The organism is Micromonospora sp. WMMD980, assembly GCF_029626035.1.
In the GTDB taxonomy this organism is placed as follows: domain Bacteria; phylum Actinomycetota; class Actinomycetes; order Mycobacteriales; family Micromonosporaceae; genus Micromonospora.
The window spans coordinates 5809115-5824365 of record NZ_JARUBE010000003.1 but is presented as its reverse complement, the minus strand read 5'-3'; the positions used below and the strand labels follow the sequence as shown (position 1 = coordinate 5824365).

The following is a 15251-nucleotide window of genomic DNA, read 5'->3' as shown; positions in this document are numbered from 1 at the left end:
CCGGAACCGGCAGAACCGGAACCGCTCAGCCCGCGGCGAGGCGGGCCCGCAACGCGTCGGCGGCAGCCCGCTCGCTGCGCTGCTCGGTGGCGTACGCCAGGCGCACCGCCTCCTCGGCGCTGGCCAGCGCCTCCGCCGGACGGCCGCAGGCGTCCAGCGCCTCGGCCAGCACCAGCCGGGCCACCACCTGGCTGCGGACGTCCTCGGCCGGGGCGCAGATCGCCCGCTGCGCCCAGTCCAGCGCCTGCTCCCGCTGGCCGTACGCGAGCAGCGCGCCGGCGTACCGGGCCATCGTCTGGCGCCGGGAGAACAGCAGCGAGGGCGCGTTCGCCGCGCCGGTGGCGACCGGCGCGAGCAGTCCCACCGCGGTGCCCGGGTCACCGGCCGCCACCCGGGCCATGGCCAGCAGCACCCGCGGCGCGACCTGGGCCGGCGCCTGCGGGTTGTGCGGCTCAACGCTGGTCAGCACCGCGCGCGCCTCCCGCTCGGCGGTTTCGCAGTCGCCCATGTCCAGGGCGACGAAGCCGCGCAGCGTGCCGGCCATCCCGGTGAGCAGCGGATGGGTGGTGCGGTCGGCGTACTCGAGCGCGTCGCAGAACAGGTCGGCCGCGTGCTCCGGCTCGCCCAGGCCGCGCGCCACCACGCCGCGCACCACGAGCGCGAAGCCCTGCCCCCAGTCGTCCCCCACCTCGGCGAAGTCCCGGTACGCGCGCCGCGCCGCCCGATCCGCCTCGGCCAGGTCGCCCAGCTCGGCGGTGGCGTACGCCTCGACCGCCCGCAGCGTGCCCACCGCCCACGCCTCGCCGACCCGCTCACCGAACGGCAGGAACACCCGGGCCAGCCGGCCCGCCTCCCGCAGCCGGCCGGCGAGCAGCCGGGCGAACGCGGTGGTGCCGCGCAGCCAGGCTCGCCCGTAGGGGTCCTTCAGCTCGGCGAAGAGCCGGGCGGCCCGCCCGAGCACCGCGTCGGTGCCGGCGAAGTCGCCCCGGGTGGTGGTCACCCAGGCCAGGTTCTGCAACGACCAGGCCTGCCCACGCGGGTCGCGTGCCGAGAGGCTTACCTGGTAGGAGGCGGCCAGCCGGCTGCTCGCCTGCCCGAGCCGGCCGGCGATGAAGTCGGCCATGCCGAGCCGGCGCATCGCCGAACCGCGCACGGTCGGCAGGTCGGCGTCGGTGGCCACCTGCAACGCCTCCTGATAGCTGCGTTCGGCCCGCTCGGCGTCGCCCAGGGTCTGCTGGGCCTGTCCGGCGAGCAGCAGCGCGGCGGCCCGGATGGACGGTTCGCCGGCGTTCGCGGCGATCTTCTCGGCCGAGGCGAGCGCGTCGGCCGGGCGGCCGATCTGCAGCAGCGCCCGGGCGTGCACCACCCGGTCGGCCGGGGGCACCGCGCCACGCGCCAGTTCGGCCGCGCGTTCGGCGTACTCGACGGCGAGCGCCGGCTCGCCGAGCCGCAACGACCGGCGGGCGGCCCGGCCCAGCGCGGCCACGCCCAGGCCGGCGACCGCCCGGGCCGGCGCGTCCGGGCGGAGCTTCACCGCGTCGGCCAACGCGGTGGCCCGCTCGACGTGCTCGGCGACGAAGTCGTCCCGGGCCGGCTCGGTGAACCCGCCCGGCGGGTTGCCCGCCTCGGCCGCGCTATCCGGCGCCGCCCAGCGGGCCAGCGCGGCGTGCCGCTCGGCCAGCTCGGCCTTGCTCACCCCGGCGTAGGCGGCCTCCCGCATCAGCGGGGTCGCGAAGGCGAACCCGGTGCGCGTGCGGTGCAGCATCCGGCGTTGCAGCAGTTCCTCGACGGCCCGGTCCAGCTCGACCGCGGCCACCGCGGCGGGCCGCCCGTCCCACCCGACCCGCTGCTCGCGCAGCGCCTCCAACGTGCCGGTGGCCACCGTGTCGCCGACCACCGCGGCGTCGCGCAGCACCGAGCGGGCGTCCGGCGGCAGCGCGTCGATGCGGGCCGCCAGGACGGCCGCCAGGTCCCGGGAGAGCAGCCGGCTGCCGAGCGAGCCGGGGGCCAGGCGCCAGGACACGTCCGCACCTCGGCCCGCGCCGGCGGTCAGCGCGCCGCGCTCCATCAGCAGCGTGACCAGTTCGGCCAGGTAGAACGGGTTGCCCTGGGCGGTGGCGAGCAGCCGGTCGGCGTCGGCCTGGGGCAGCCGGCCCCCGGCCAGATAGCTGGTGAGCAGCCGCGCCGCGTCGGCGCCGCGCAACGGTGGCAGCGCGTGCACCTCGGCGTCGGCGAGCCGGGTCAGCGCACCAGCGGTCCGCACCAGTTCGGGGCGGCCGAGCAGCAGCACCAGCACCGGCCCGGCGAGCCGGTTGAGGGTCAGCGCGAGCGCCTTGACCGTCTCGGCGGTCGCGTCGTGCAGGTCGTCCACCACGATCACCAGCGGCGCCTCGCCGGCCAGCGCGCTGAGCAGTTCGGCGACCGCGTTCGGCACCGCCTCGGCGTCCGGCGGGGCGCCCGCGGCGTTCCACTCGACACTGTCGGCGGCGGGGGGCAGCTCGGCGTACCCGAGCAGGGCCAGAAGCTGGTCCACGGCGATCGGCGGCGGGTCGCCGGGGAGCCGGGCGAGGCGCTGGCCGAGGCGGCGCAGCCGCTCCTCGACGGCGGCCCGGGTGACCGCGGTCGCCGCGTCGGTGGGCAGGCCGACCGCGGCGCGGACCAGGTCGGCCAGGGGCGCCAGCCGGCGCCGCTCGCCGAACGCGGCGCAGCGGACCGAGAGCACCCGGGCGCCGGTGTGCGCCGCGTACCGGCCGGCGCCGACGTCGTAGCCGGCGGCGAGCCGCTCCACCTCGGCGGCGAACCGGGACTTGCCGATGCCCGCCTCGGCGGTCATCAGCAGCACCCGGGGCTCACCCCGGTCGATCACCTCGGCGAGCCGGCCGGCCATCCGGCCGATCTCGGTCTCCCGGCCCACGTAGGGCGCCTCGTCGCCGAGACCGGACCGGGTGCCCGGCGCGTCCAGCAGGCCCAGCAGCTCGTACGCCTCGACCGGCTCGCGCTTGCCCTTGAGCCGCAGCGGGCGCAGCGCCCGCCAGGAGGCGACGTGCCGGGTCGCGGTGGAGGTCCGCGCGCCGGCGTAGATCGCGCCGACCGCGGCGGCGTCGGCGAGCCGCGCTGCGGTGTTCACCGTGTCGCCGATGACCGTGTATTCGATCGCGGCCTGGATGCCGGCGATGACGTCCCCGGTGTTGAGCCCGACCCGCAGGCCCAGCGGCGCGCCGCCGCCCCGCTCGTCGTCGAGCGCCCGGCGGACGGCCCGCTGCATGGACAGCGCCGCCCGGACCGCCCGCTCGGCGTCGTCCTCGTGCGCGACCGGCGCGCCGAAGACCGCCATGATCCCGTCGCCGGTGAGCTTGTCGACGTGCCCGCCGAACGTCTTGACCGCGCCGGCCAGGGCGGCGAGCACCCGGTCGGTGACCGCGCCGACCCGCTCCGGGTCCAGGTCCTCCGACCAGGAGGTGAACTCGGAGAGGTCGCCGAAGAGCACGGTGACCACGCGGCGCTCGGCGGCCGGCAGCGTGGCCGCGGCCGGCAGCGCCGCGCCGCAGTTGTGGCAGAACCGCGCGCCGGGCACGGCGACGGTCCCGCACACCGGGCAGGTCACGGCTGCTCCACCCCGAGGTGTTCGAGCTGGGCGCGGACCGACCACTCGGCGGCCCACCACAGCGACCGGTCGACGTCGGCGTAGACCACGGCGACCACCTCGGGCGCGGTGGTCGCGCCGGCGGCCACGGCGGCGCGCACCTGGTCGAGCCGGGCCCGCCGGTGCGCCAGGTAGAACTCGGCCGCCGCGCCGCAGTCGGCCAGCGCCGGGCCGTGGCCGGGCAGCGCCGGGATCCCCCGGTACGTCGAGAGCAGCTCCAGGCTCGACAGGTAGTCCCCGAGGTGCCCGTCCGGGTGGGCGACCACGGTGGTGCCCCGGCCGAGGATGGTGTCGCCGGTCAGCACCACCCGCTCGCCGGCGTGCTCGACCAGGAAGCAGACCGAGTCGGCGGTGTGCCCGGGGGTCTTGAGCAGCCGGATGTCGATGCTTCCGTCGAGCGGAGTGTCGGCGGTCAGCGGCTCGCCGCCGATCGTGTGCGCCGGGTCGGCGGCGAGCACGTGCGTGCCGCCGAGCAGTTCGCTGAGCCGGGGCGCGCCCTCGGTGTGGTCCGGGTGCCCGTGCGTGATCAGCACCAGCCCGATCGGCCCGTGCGCGGCGATCGCCGCCAGGTGCCCCTCGTCGGCCGGGCCCGGGTCGACCACCACGGCCGGCGCGTCCGGGCCGGCCCGCAGCACCCAGGTGTTGGTCCCGTCGAGCGTCATCGGCCCCGGATTGGGCGCACGAAGAAGCGACACCCACCGCGGCAACTCCTCCGCGAGTGCTCCTGCGGCCCCGGTCACGCGCCCACCCATGGCAGCGATCGTACGACCCCACCCGCCATCCCCCGCGATCTTGCACTTCCGGCCCGGAGTTTGTCCTCGTTCGGGGCTTCTGCCGGGGCGGAACCTGCAAGATCGCGGGGAGGGGTTACGCGACCTCGACGATGAGCTCGACCTCGACGGGGGCGTCGAGGGGGAGTTCGGCCACGCCCACGGCGCTGCGGGCGTGGCGGCCGGCCTCGCCGAAGACGGCGCCGAGCAGGTCGGAGGCGCCGTTGATCACGCCGGGCTGGCCGGTGAAGCCGGTCGCGCTCGCCACGAAGCCGGTCAGTTTCACGATCTTGACCACGTTCTCCAGCCCGACCAGCGCGTCGATCGCGGCGAGCGCGTTCAACGCGCACCGCTCCGCCAGATCCTTTGCCTGCTCGGCGGAGACACCGTTGCCGACCTTGCCGGTGGCGAGCAGCTTGCCCTCGGCCATCGGGAGCTGACCCGAGACGTAGACGTGCTGCCCGGACTGGACGGCCGGGACGTAGCTGGCCACCGGCGGCACCACCTCGGGCAGGTCGAGACCGAGTTCGGCGAGCTTCGCGTGGGGTCCGTTGCTCACGGCGTCAGCCCTTCGGGCGCTTCAGGTACGCGACGAGCTGCTCCGGGTTCGGGCCGGGCACCACGGAGACCAGCTCCCAGCCGTCCTCGCCCCAGTTGTCGAGGATCTGCTTGGTCGCGTGGACCAGCAGCGGAACCGTGGCGTATTCCCACTTCTGCATCGGAGGAAGGCTCCCTTGCCTGGCTTGGACTTCGGTCAGGCACAGCCTACGGTCCGGCGACCTCAGCCGGTCGCGGGACGTTGCTCCGGGGCGGGCGGCTCGCCGCAGGGGCCCAGGTGCTCGTAGCGTTGGGGGCAGCGGCTGCGGTCGGCCAGCAGCAGGTCGCAGAAGACCCGGTGCCGGTTGTTCTGGTCGTCGGCCGTGGAGACGGTGGTCTCCCCGGCGTCCAACTCGGCCAGGAAGCCCAGCGAGGTGGCCACGATGCTGGCGAGCGCGGTGGCCGCCGCCAGGTCGGGCACCCGCACCGGCAGGTGGATGACGTAGCCGGGCTCCTCCTCGTCCCGGCCGCGACCGGCCGGTCGGACCAGCGTACGGACCACCTCGACCGGGGGGCGGTAGGAACGCTCGTTGAACGACGCGCCCGCGCCGGGGCCGTCGGCGTCGCCGGGCCGCGCCGCCCGGTCGCCGAGGGGAAACTGGGCTCGGGGAATGTTCTCCGCGTCGCGCATCCGCTGCCTCCGGGCGTCATACCTGTTCACAAGCACCATCGGGCGGCCCGAAGTCCCCCGAGTCGGCCACCGCGTCGCGACGAACGTAGGACGCGGCGACCGCCCCGACAACGGGACGCGCATGATTGATTACGTTAAGTCACATATGCGACACAAGGCTGGTCGGGAACGCGATGGCTTTCTCACGTCCGGCACGCCGTCCACGCGGGGCTGGCAAGCGGCCCGCCGACCGCTACCCTCTCGGACTGGGCGCGCGCGGTCGCACGCCCACCACCTCGACCCCGTGCCCGTCGCCTGGGGCGGCGACGGGCGCGCCGCAACCCGGGGGAGATCGATGACCCAACCACCCGCCGGCGGCGCCACCGGCACGCCTGGCGACCCCTTCCCACCACCCACGTCCACCGGCGCCACGCCGGCCGGGCCCCATCAGCCACCGCCCACCGGCACCCCACCGGGCCCCGCGCCCGGCCACCCGCCGCACCCCGCGGGTGCGCCGCCGCGCAAGCGCCCGACGCTGCTGATCGCCTCGATCGTGCTGGCCGCGGCGGTGCTGCTCTGCGGCGGCGGCGGCACCGCCGCCTTCCTTGCCCTCCGCAACGGCGAGGACGGCCAGGGCGCGAAGGAGCCACAGGTGGCGGTGGACGGCTTCGTCAAGGCCGTCTACCAGGACCGGGACGCCGAGAAGGCGGCCACGTTCGTCTGCTCCGCGGCCCGCGACGAGGAGAAGATCGCCGCCAAGGTCGCCGAGGTCCAGAAGTACGCCGGGCAGTACCAGAACCCGCGGTTCCGCTGGACCAACCCGACGGTCGACAACCAGACCGGGGACCGCGCCACGGTCTCCACCCGGGTCACCATGACCACCGCCGACGAGAAGGTCGCCGACCAGGAACTGCGCTTCACCGTGGTGCGGAAGACGGGTTGGTGGGTCTGCGAGGTCGCCTGATCGCGGCGGCTGGTTAGGCTCGACGGGTGGCAGCGAGTGAGCAGCCGGCCGAGTCCGCCGGCAGATGGCGGGGGCGCCTGCACGTGGTGACCGGCAAGGGCGGCACGGGCAAGACGAGCGTGGCCGCCGCGTTGGCCCTCGGACTGGCCGCCGGGGGGCGACGCACCCTGCTGGTCGAGGTCGAGGGGCGGCAGGGCATCGCCCAGCTCTTCGACACCGACCCGCTGCCCTACAAGGAGCGGCACCTCACCGACGCCCCCGGCGGCGGTGAGGTGCGGGCCCTGGCGGTCGACGCCGAGGAGGCGCTCCTCGAATACCTGGACATGTTCTACAAGCTCGGCGCGGCCGGCCGGGCGCTGCGCAAGCTCGGCGCGATCGACTTCGCCACCACGATCGCCCCGGGCCTGCGCGACGTGCTGCTCACCGGCAAGGTCAAGGAGGCCACCACCCGCACCGTCGGGTCCCGCCGGGCGTACGACGCGGTGGTGCTGGACGCCCCGCCGACCGGGCGGATCGGCCGCTTCCTCAACGTCACGGCGGAGACCGCCCGGCTGGCCAAGGTCGGCCCGATCAAGACCCAGAGCGAGGGTGTCTCCGCGCTGCTGCGCTCGCCGATGGCCTCGGTGCACGTGGTGACGCTGCTGGAGGAGATGCCGGTCCAGGAGACGCTCGACGCGGTGGCCGACCTGACCCAGCTCGGCTTCCCGGTCGGCCGGGTCATCGTCAACGGGGTCCGCCCGCCGGTGCCCGCCGGCCGCGCGGTGACCGCGGCCGAGCTGAGGCGGGGCTTGGCCGCCGCCGGCCTGCCCGCCGACGCCCGGACCGCGGCCGGCCTCGCCGAGGAGGCCCGCGACCAGCGGGTACGCCGAGAGCTGGAGGACTCGCTCCGCGGTGACCTGGTGGAGCTGGGCCTGCCCCTGACCGAGTTGCCGCTGCTCCCCGACGGGGTCGACCGGGCCGGGTTGGCGACGCTCGCCGAGGCGCTCGTCCGGGCGGATTGACTCACACCTGCGGCCGGCACGGAGCAGAGAGCCCCTCGGGACCGATACGCTCGATTGGTGCCTTCCGAAGACGCGGCGCCTCCGCTGGACGTCGACCAGATCCTCGCCGACCCGGGCGTGCGGATCGTGGTCTGCTGCGGTGCGGGCGGCGTGGGCAAGACGACCACCGCCGCGGCGCTGGCGCTGCGGGCGGCCGAGCGGCACGGCCGGCGGACGGTGGTGCTCACCATCGACCCGGCCCGCCGGTTGGCCCAGTCGCTCGGCCTGACCGAGCTGGACAACACGCCCCGGCAGGTCAAGGGCATCGACGTCGAGGCCAGCGGCGGCGAGCTGCACGCCATGATGCTCGACATGAAGCGCACGTTCGACGACGTGGTGCTCCAGCACACCGACCCGGCGAAGGCGGCGGAGATCTTCGCCAACCCCTTCTACCAGGCCATGAGCTCCACCTTCGCCGGCACGCAGGAATACATGGCGATGGAGAAGCTGGGGCAGTTGCACGCCCGGGGCGACTGGGACCTGATCGTGGTGGACACGCCGCCGTCGCGTTCCGCGCTCGACTTCCTCGACGCGCCGGCCCGGCTGTCGCGGTTCCTCGACGGCCGGATGCTGCGGCTGCTGCTGGCCCCGGCGCGCAGCGGTGGGCGGAGCATGTTCAGCCTGGTGACGGCGAGCTTCGGGATGTTCTCCAAGGTGGTGCAGAAGGTGCTCGGCGCCCAACTGCTCACCGACCTGTCCGGCTTCGTCGCCGCACTCGACTCGATGTTCGGCGGGTTCCGGCAGCGGGCCGAGCAGACGTACCAGATCCTGCAGGCCGGAGAGACGGCGTTCCTGCTGGTCGCGGCGCCGGAGCCGGACGCGGTCCGGGAGGCCGCCTACTTCGCCGGCCGGCTGCGCGACGAGCGGATGCCGCTGGCCGGGCTGGTGCTCAACCGGGTGCACGAGCCGGCGGCGTCGGAGTTGGGCGCGGCGGAGAGCCTGGCCGCCGCGGAGCGGTTGGCGACCGCCGGCGGGCACGAGAGCACGGTCGAGGTGCTGCGCGCGCACGCCACGCTGGCCCGACAGGCGGACCGGGAGCGGCGGGTGGCGGCCCGGTTCACCGAGGCGTTCCCGGCGGTGCCGGCGGTGTCGGTGACGGCGCAGCCCGCCGACGTGCACGACGTCGACGGGCTGCGGACGATCGGCGAGGCGATCAGCCGGCCGTGACGGTCAGGTCGCGGTGGTGACCAGGACCTTGTCCTTGCCGGCCTTCTCCTTGGCGTTCTTCCTCATCGCCGCCTCGAACATCTTGCGCCAACTGGTCACCTGCGGGTGACGGCGCAGCAACGCGCGGCGTTCGCGTTCGGTCATGCCGCCCCACACGCCGAACTCGATCCGGTTGTCGAGCGCGTCAGCCAGGCACTCGTACCGAACTGGGCAGCTCCGGCAGATCCTCTTCGCCACGTTCTGTTCGGCGCCCTGTACGAACAACGCGTCCGGGTCCCCGTTCTGACACGCCGCCAGCGACGGCCAGTCAGTGATCATGCCCATCTGTACACGTCCCCCCTTGCAGTACCTACCGACTTCGCGCGAGCAGCCCCCGAACTTCCCCCCGGTCGTCCCGGCCGGCCTCCCCAAGGCGGCACGGACGACAGGTGACTGCGATCGCCGTCACCATCATGCTGCGTAGTCACTCGATTACGCAACGTTGTCGGCAAAATCCATTGTTCCGGACATACCCGGCTTCCCGGGCCTTCGCCGCCGTCTACCCGACCCCGGTACGGCAAAACGCGGCTGTTTGAAGGAACTTCTGTGGATCTCACGCAACCCCGAACCGGGGGCCGCGCGTTTAGCACAACGAGGCCGGCGCGTGATGGAAATGGGGAAACTTCCCCATGCGCCCGCCGATCCCTGCTCGCGTACCCTGTCGAGGTGACCTGGATGCGGAAACGTGACCACAACGTCTTTACCAACGCCGCATCGCTGCTGATCTGCGGCCTGTTGGCCGGTGTGGTGGTGGCCGCGGCGGCCTTCCCCGCGGTGGCGATGTCCGGCCTGGCCGCCAAGGCCGGCGCCGAGACGTTCGGCGCGCTGCCCAAGGAGCTGACGGTGGCCCGGGCCCCGCAGATCACCAACGTCTACGCCTCGGACGGCAAGACGCCGCTGGCCACCATGTACGACGAGAACCGCAAGGACGTCAAGCTCAAGGACATCTCGCCGTTCATGCGCAAGGCCATCGTCGCCGCCGAGGACCACGACTTCTACAAGCACAACGGCGTGGACCTCAACGGCGTCGCCCGGGCGTTCGTCAACAACCAGTCCGCCGGCTCCTCGCAGCAGGGCGCGTCCACGCTCACCATGCAGTACGTCCGGCTGGCCATCTCCTACTCGGCCACCCACCCGGCCGACGTGGTCGCCGCCACCGAGGACACCAGCGCCCGCAAGCTGCGCGAGATGAGCCTGGCGCTCCAGGTCGACAAGGAACTCTCCAAGGACGAAATCCTGGAGCGCTACCTGAACATCGCCGCGTTCGGCAACGGCGCGTACGGCATCTTCGCCGCCAGTCAGGTCTACTTCGGCAAGCTGCCGAGCAAGCTCGACATCCAGGAGTCGGCGATGCTCGCCGGCCTGGTCAAGGCGCCGACCTCGTTCGACCCGACCACCAAGGCCGGCTACCCGGAGGCGGTCGGGCGGCGCGACTACGTCATCCAGAACATGGTGCAGATCGGCGCGATCAACCAGGCCGAGGCGGACGCCGCCAAGAAGATCAAGCTGGTGGTGAAGGACAAGCGCACGCCGAACGGCTGCGTGCAGGCGGCCACCAACTCCTGGGGCTTCTTCTGCGACTACTTCTACCGCTGGTGGCTCCAGCAGGAGACGTTCGGCGCCACCTCGTACGACCGCGAGCGGCGGCTGAAGAGCGGCGGCTACACCATCGTGACCAGCATGGACGTGCAGGCGCAGAAGGCCGCCGACAAGGCCGTCCGCAACCATCTGAGCGAGAGCAGCAAGGCGGCCCGGATGGTGGCCGTGATCGAGCCCGGCAGCGGCCGGGTCCGGGCCGTCGCGGTGAACCGGAAGTTCAAGATCGACGACCCGAAGAACCCGCAGAACAAGATCTCCAGCGACCCGAAGAAGGCCAAGAAGAAGATCCGGGGCAACTACCCGAACACGGTGAACCCGCTGGTCACCGGCGGCCCGGGCATCTCCGGCTACCAGGCCGGCTCGACCTTCAAGATCTTCACGTTGGTGGCCGCGCTGGAGAGGGGCTACCCGCTCAGCTACACCATCAACGCGCCGCAGCAGTTCAAGTCCGACTACCCGGTCGAGGTCAACTCCCCGGCCGCCTGCAAGGGCACCAACAAGTACTGCCCGCAGAACGCCAGCAAGTCGATGGCCGGCACGCATACCATGTGGAGCGGCTTCAGCTTCTCGGTCAACACGTTCTTCATCGACCTCCAGCAACGGGTCGGCGCGGAGAACGCGGTCAAGGCGGCGCAGAAGCTCGGCATCAGCTTCCGCTCGTCCGAGGACGCCAAGCTCGCCGCCAACCCGCACCAGTGGGGCGCGTTCAGCCTCGGCGTCTCGCAGACCACCCCACTCGAGCTGGCCAACGCGTACGCCACGCTGGCCGCCGACGGGAAATACTGCGAGCCGATCCCGGTGCAGGAGATCCGCGGACCGGACGGCAACAAGCTCGACATCGCCAACCCGCACTGCGAGCAGCGGGTCAGCACCGAGGTGGCGCGCGCCGCAGTGGACGCGGCCCGCTGCCCGGTCGGCGACCACTCCGACACGTCGAAGTGCGGCCCCTCCGCCACCGCCGGCAACGTCCGCGGCATCGTCAAGGCGCCGGTCGCCGGCAAGTCCGGCACCACCGACGGCGACAAGACCTCCGCGCTGGTCGCCATGACCAAGCAGTACGCGGTGGCCGGCATCATGGCCGACCCGGACTGGGCGCAGACCACCCAGAAGATGCTCCACAACGAGACGCCCCAGGGCATCAACCCGGCGGTCTACGAGACGCTGCGCGACGCCATGAAGGGCAAGGAACGGAAGAACTTCACCCCGCCGGACGGCAAGATCGTCATGGGTGACCAGCGCTCGATCCCGGGCGTGAAGTGCCAGTCGGTGGATGCCGCCAAGTCGCGGATCAGCGGCGCCGGCTTCGAGCCGGTGGTGTCCAGCAACAAGGTGCCGTCCGAGTGCCCCGCCGGCACCGCGGCCGGCACCAGCCCGGACGGGCGCACCATCAAGGGCGGCGTGGTCCTGATCGAGGTCAGCTCCGGGCAGGGCGCGCCGAAACCCGGCGACGCCACCGGACCGGCCAACCCGGGCAACGGCCGGCCGGGACGCCGCGGCTGACCGGAGAGCAACGACGACGGGCGGGCACCCCAGCGGGTGCCCGCCCGTTCCGTCCCCGTCCGGCGGTCAGAGACCGAGCTGGCGGCGTACCTCCGCGGCCACCCGACCACCCTCGGCCCGACCGGCCACCGCGGCCTGGGCCGCCTTCATCGCCGGGCCCATCTGCGCCTTGCCGGTGAAGCCGCCCGCCGCGAGCGCCCCCGAGACCAGCTCGGCCAGCTCGTCGTCGGAGAGCTGCTTCGGCAGGTAGCGCTCCAGCACCTCACCCTCGGCGGTCTCCTTGCCGGCCTGCTCGGCGCGCCCGGCGTCGGCGAACGCGGTGGCCGCCTCGCGCCGCTTCTTCGCCTCCTTGGTCAGCACCGCGAGCACCTCGTCGTCGCTGAGCTCGCGCTTCTCGCGGCCGGCCACCTCCGCGTTGCCGACGGCCGCGAGGGCCATCCGCAGCGTGGACGTGGTCAGCTCGTCGCGCGCCTTGAGAGCGGCGCGCATGTCGGTGGTGAGACGGTCCTTCAGCGTGCTCATGGACGGTGAAACTACCCTGAACACCATGCGAAAGCGCACACTATTCCGGCTCGCGGCCGGCACCGCCGCCTTCGGCGCGGCGACCCTGGCCTACGCGTCGCTCGTCGAGCGCAACCTGTTCACCCTGCGCCGCTATGACGTGCCGGTGCTCCCGACCGACGCCGAACCGCTGCGGGTGCTCCACCTGTCGGACCTGCACATGATGCCCAACCAGCGGCGCAAGCAGGACTGGGTGGCCTCGCTGGCCGCGCTCGACCCGGACCTGGTGGTGGTCACCGGCGACAACATGGCCGACCCGGAGGCGGCGCCCGGCGTGCTGCGGGCCCTCCAGCCGTTGCTCGATCTGCCCGGCGCGTTCGTGTTCGGCTCCAACGACTACACCGGGCCGGTGCTGAAGAACCCGTTCGCCTACTTCCTGCCCGACCGGGAGTACACCGAGGGCGTGCCGCTGCCGTACGAGGAACTGCGCGGCATCCTCACCGGTGCCGGCTGGGCCGACCTGAACAACGCGCGCACCACGCTCAAGGCCGGTGGCCGGGAGATCGAACTGGTCGGCGTGGACGATCCGCACATCGAGCGGGACGACTACGACGCGGTGGCCGGGCCGGCCGGTGACTCCGCCGCGCTGTCGATCGCCCTGGCCCATTCCCCGGAGCCGGCCGTGCTGGACCGGATGGCCGCCGACGGCTTCGGGCTGCTGCTGGCCGGGCACACCCACGGCGGGCAGGTCTGCGTGCCCGGCTACGGCGCGCTGGTGACCAACTGCGGGCTGCCCCGGTCGATGGCCCGCGGCCTGCACCGCTGGCCCGGCTCGGACTCGTGGCTGCACGTCTCCGCCGGCCTGGGCACCCACCCGACCGCGCCGATCCGCTTCGCGTGCCGGCCGGAGGCGAGCATCCTGACCCTGATCTCCCGCTGACCCGGGCCCGCCTCCGGCGATCTTGGTACGGATCCGCGCTCATGGCGGGGCGGATTCGTACCAAGATCCAGGTGCCGAGGCAGGCGGGGGGTACCGAGTTTGACCACGGGGGCGGGTGGGCTACTATTTGTCGGCACGCCTCGGGGTGTGGCGCAGCTTGGTAGCGCGCTTCGTTCGGGACGAAGAGGTCGTCGGTTCGAATCCGGCCACCCCGACAGAGGTAAGAGGGCACATCCGATCTATGGATGTGCCCTCTGTGCTTTCTGGGTGACCAACTGAGCGATTACGCCGGAGTAGCCGCACAGGTCGGCGATGTCCTCGCCGCCGATGCGCCCCACGTCCTGGCCTAGATGAATGTGTCTCCGCAGACCCGCCAGGCTCGGTCGCGGCCCGCCAGGGAGAGCGTCACCTCGCGGGTCGCACCGCTCCCCTCGACGAGCCGCACGTCGATCCACGCTCGATGGCCGGGTTCGTCCGCGAACGCCCCGCCGAGGACGGAGTGATCGACCGGACGGGAGCTGTTCTTCAGCTTGGCGACGAAGGCGTCAGGTATTGATCCCCCGCACCGAACCGACCACGTTCCGGACACGACTGAGTCAAGGTCGCTCGCGATCAGGTCAGCGTGGCATTACATAGCGTGGCGCTCCGGTGTACCTTCCGATGTGGTGGCGCGTCCTCCTCTAACGCTTGGAGCGTCGTTGTGTCGCACGTCGATCCGCGTTTCGGGGCTCGGTTGCGGACCCTGCGTACCGACCGTGGGCTGTCTCTGCGGGCGCTCGGGCAGCTCGCCCACCGGGGTAAGAGCCATCTGCACGACCTGGAGACCGGCGTCAAGGCTCCGACGCCCGAAACGGCCCGGCACCTTGATGAGATTCTTCAGGCTGGTGGGGCACTCGTACGGCTTGTCGATCAGCCCGTCGACCACGACGCGGAGGCAGATGAGCTGCTGGCTCGGGTGCGCGCCAGTGATGTGAGCGCCGAGACGCTGAGCCGGATCGAGGCGGGCGTCGACGATCTGGCGAGTGCGTACGCGACCACCCGCCCGGTGGACCTGCTTCCGGCGGTGCGCCGGCATCTGGCGTACGTGGGTCGGCTGCTCGACGGCCGGGGCACCGTTGCGCAGCGGCGGAGTCTGATCGTTGCCGGCGGTTGGCTGACCGTGCTGCGGGCGACGGTGCACATCGACCTTCAGCAGCGTTCAGCGGCCGGGGCGCATCTGGCTGCCGCTGCCAAGCTCGCCGATCACGGCGAGCATGCGGAGATGCAGGCGTGGTGCCTGGAGACCCGGGCGTGGGACCACCTCACCCGGGGCGAGCACCGGCCGGCGATCGCACTGGCGCAGCAGGCCCAGCGGGTGGCGCCTCGGGGAAGCTCGGCGCACATCCAGGCGACGGCGCAGGAGGCGCGGGGCTGGGCACGCGTCGGTGATGTCCGGCTGACCCGCCGTGCGTTGGACCGTTTGGAGCGGGCGACCGCGAACCTGGCCGTGCCGCAGCGGGCCGAGCATCACTACCGGTACGACCCGACGAAAGCGTTGGCGTACACGGCGACGACGTTGTCCTGGGCGGGCGATCCGGCTGCGGAGCAGGTCGCCCGGGTCGTGTTGGCGGAGTTGGATCCGCGCGGGGACGGTGGCGACCGCCCTAGACGCTCCGCTTCCGCGCGTCTCGACCTGGCCCTGGCGTTGGTCGCGTCTGATCAGCCCGACGAAGCCAGTGCGGTCGCCGTCGAGGCGATCCGCTCCGGACGGGTGGTGCCTTCAAACTGGTGGCGGGCGCGAGAGGTGCTCCGGCGGGTCGAGCAGACCGGCGCGTCAGAGGTGTCGACGCTTCGCGAGGTCTACGAGGCGTACCGGCCCGCGTCCTGACAGCGGACAACCCG

At 73.0% G+C, this 15251-nt stretch carries 13 protein-coding genes and 1 tRNA gene; 7 read left to right on the top strand and 7 right to left on the bottom strand.

All coding sequences use genetic code 11. The features are described 5' to 3' along the window. Positions 1–25: 25 nt before the first annotated feature. The 5 genes from O7618_RS27495 to O7618_RS27475 all read right to left on the bottom strand — a co-directional run bounded on the left by O7618_RS27495 (position 26) and on the right by O7618_RS27475 (position 5641). On the bottom strand, positions 26–3604 hold the full coding sequence (locus O7618_RS27495) for an adenylate/guanylate cyclase domain-containing protein (RefSeq protein WP_278109040.1): 3579 nt from the start codon (positions 3602–3604) through the stop codon (positions 26–28). Further along, on the bottom strand, positions 3601–4395 hold the full coding sequence (locus O7618_RS27490; RefSeq protein ID WP_278109039.1) for an MBL fold metallo-hydrolase: 795 nt from the start codon (positions 4393–4395) through the stop codon (positions 3601–3603). Before O7618_RS27490 ends, O7618_RS27495 begins: the two co-directional genes overlap by 4 nt. A gap of 115 nt (positions 4396–4510) precedes the next feature. Further along, positions 4511–4972: a RidA family protein gene (locus O7618_RS27485; protein ID WP_278109038.1), complete on the bottom strand. Its 462-nt coding sequence runs from the start codon at positions 4970–4972 to the stop codon at positions 4511–4513. Between the two features lie 4 nt (positions 4973–4976). Then, entirely contained in the window at positions 4977–5132 is a 156-nt protein-coding gene (locus O7618_RS27480; protein ID WP_013289021.1) for a DUF4177 domain-containing protein, read from the bottom strand. 62 nt (positions 5133–5194) lie between these two features. Then, positions 5195–5641, bottom strand: coding sequence for a hypothetical protein (locus O7618_RS27475; RefSeq protein ID WP_278109037.1), 447 nt, complete (start codon positions 5639–5641; stop codon positions 5195–5197). 334 nt (positions 5642–5975) lie between these two features. Here O7618_RS27475 and O7618_RS27470 point away from each other — a divergent pair, with 334 nt between their 5' ends. The 3 genes from O7618_RS27470 to O7618_RS27460 are packed head-to-tail and all read left to right on the top strand — an operon-like array spanning position 5976 to position 8791. Next, entirely contained in the window at positions 5976–6584 is a 609-nt protein-coding gene (locus O7618_RS27470) for a hypothetical protein (protein ID WP_278109036.1), read from the top strand. Between the two features lie 26 nt (positions 6585–6610). Continuing rightward, a complete protein-coding gene (locus O7618_RS27465) occupies positions 6611–7585 on the top strand; it encodes an ArsA-related P-loop ATPase (RefSeq protein WP_278109035.1) in 975 nt (324 codons plus the stop codon). A gap of 54 nt (positions 7586–7639) precedes the next feature. After that, positions 7640–8791 (top strand): ArsA-related P-loop ATPase, encoded by a 1152-nt coding sequence (locus O7618_RS27460; protein WP_278109034.1) that lies wholly within the window; start codon positions 7640–7642, stop codon positions 8789–8791. Positions 8792–8794: 3 nt separating this feature from the next. On the opposite strand, the gene O7618_RS27455 is transcribed toward O7618_RS27460, so the two are convergent. Beyond that, positions 8795–9115 carry a WhiB family transcriptional regulator gene (locus O7618_RS27455; RefSeq protein ID WP_091070295.1) on the bottom strand — a complete coding sequence of 107 codons (321 nt, stop codon included), beginning with the start codon at positions 9113–9115 and terminating at the stop codon, positions 8795–8797. A 390-nt stretch (positions 9116–9505) separates the two neighbouring features. Between O7618_RS27455 and O7618_RS27450 the strand changes: the two genes are divergently transcribed. Further along, complete coding sequence (locus O7618_RS27450; protein ID WP_278109033.1) at positions 9506–11929, top strand: transglycosylase domain-containing protein; 2424 nt, start codon at positions 9506–9508, stop codon at positions 11927–11929. A 66-nt stretch (positions 11930–11995) separates the two neighbouring features. Here O7618_RS27450 and O7618_RS27445 read toward each other — a convergent pair whose 3' ends face one another. Next, positions 11996–12451, bottom strand: a complete 456-nt coding sequence (locus O7618_RS27445; RefSeq protein ID WP_278109032.1) for a GatB/YqeY domain-containing protein — start codon at positions 12449–12451, stop codon at positions 11996–11998. A 25-nt stretch (positions 12452–12476) separates the two neighbouring features. Between O7618_RS27445 and O7618_RS27440 the strand changes: the two genes are divergently transcribed. The 3 genes from O7618_RS27440 (at position 12477) to O7618_RS27430 (ending at position 15237) form a co-directional block, all read left to right on the top strand. Continuing rightward, entirely contained in the window at positions 12477–13370 is an 894-nt protein-coding gene (locus tag O7618_RS27440; RefSeq protein ID WP_278109030.1) for a metallophosphoesterase, read from the top strand. 141 nt (positions 13371–13511) lie between these two features. Continuing rightward, positions 13512–13585 (top strand) — tRNA-Pro (locus O7618_RS27435). A gap of 422 nt (positions 13586–14007) precedes the next feature. Then, the gene (locus O7618_RS27430) at positions 14008–15237 is read left to right on the top strand and encodes a helix-turn-helix domain-containing protein (RefSeq protein WP_278109029.1); all 1230 of its coding nucleotides are present in this window, start codon (positions 14008–14010) and stop codon (positions 15235–15237) included. Positions 15238–15251 lie beyond the last annotated feature (14 nt).

Excerpts from the sequence above, each read along its gene's own strand:
- O7618_RS27490 (WP_278109039.1), bottom strand. The coding sequence starts at position 4,395 with ATGGGTGGGCGCGTGACCGGGGCCGCAGGAGCACTCGCGGAGGAGTTG.
- O7618_RS27480 (WP_013289021.1), bottom strand. The coding sequence starts at position 5,132 with ATGCAGAAGTGGGAATACGCCACGGTTCCGCTGCTGGTCCACGCGACC.
- O7618_RS27475 (WP_278109037.1), bottom strand. The coding sequence starts at position 5,641 with ATGCGCGACGCGGAGAACATTCCCCGAGCCCAGTTTCCCCTCGGCGAC.
- O7618_RS27470 (WP_278109036.1), top strand. The coding sequence starts at position 5,976 with ATGACCCAACCACCCGCCGGCGGCGCCACCGGCACGCCTGGCGACCCC.
- O7618_RS27455 (WP_091070295.1), bottom strand. The coding sequence starts at position 9,115 with ATGGGCATGATCACTGACTGGCCGTCGCTGGCGGCGTGTCAGAACGGG.
- O7618_RS27450 (WP_278109033.1), top strand. The coding sequence starts at position 9,506 with ATGCGGAAACGTGACCACAACGTCTTTACCAACGCCGCATCGCTGCTG.
- O7618_RS27445 (WP_278109032.1), bottom strand. The coding sequence starts at position 12,451 with ATGAGCACGCTGAAGGACCGTCTCACCACCGACATGCGCGCCGCTCTC.
- O7618_RS27440 (WP_278109030.1), top strand. The coding sequence starts at position 12,477 with ATGCGAAAGCGCACACTATTCCGGCTCGCGGCCGGCACCGCCGCCTTC.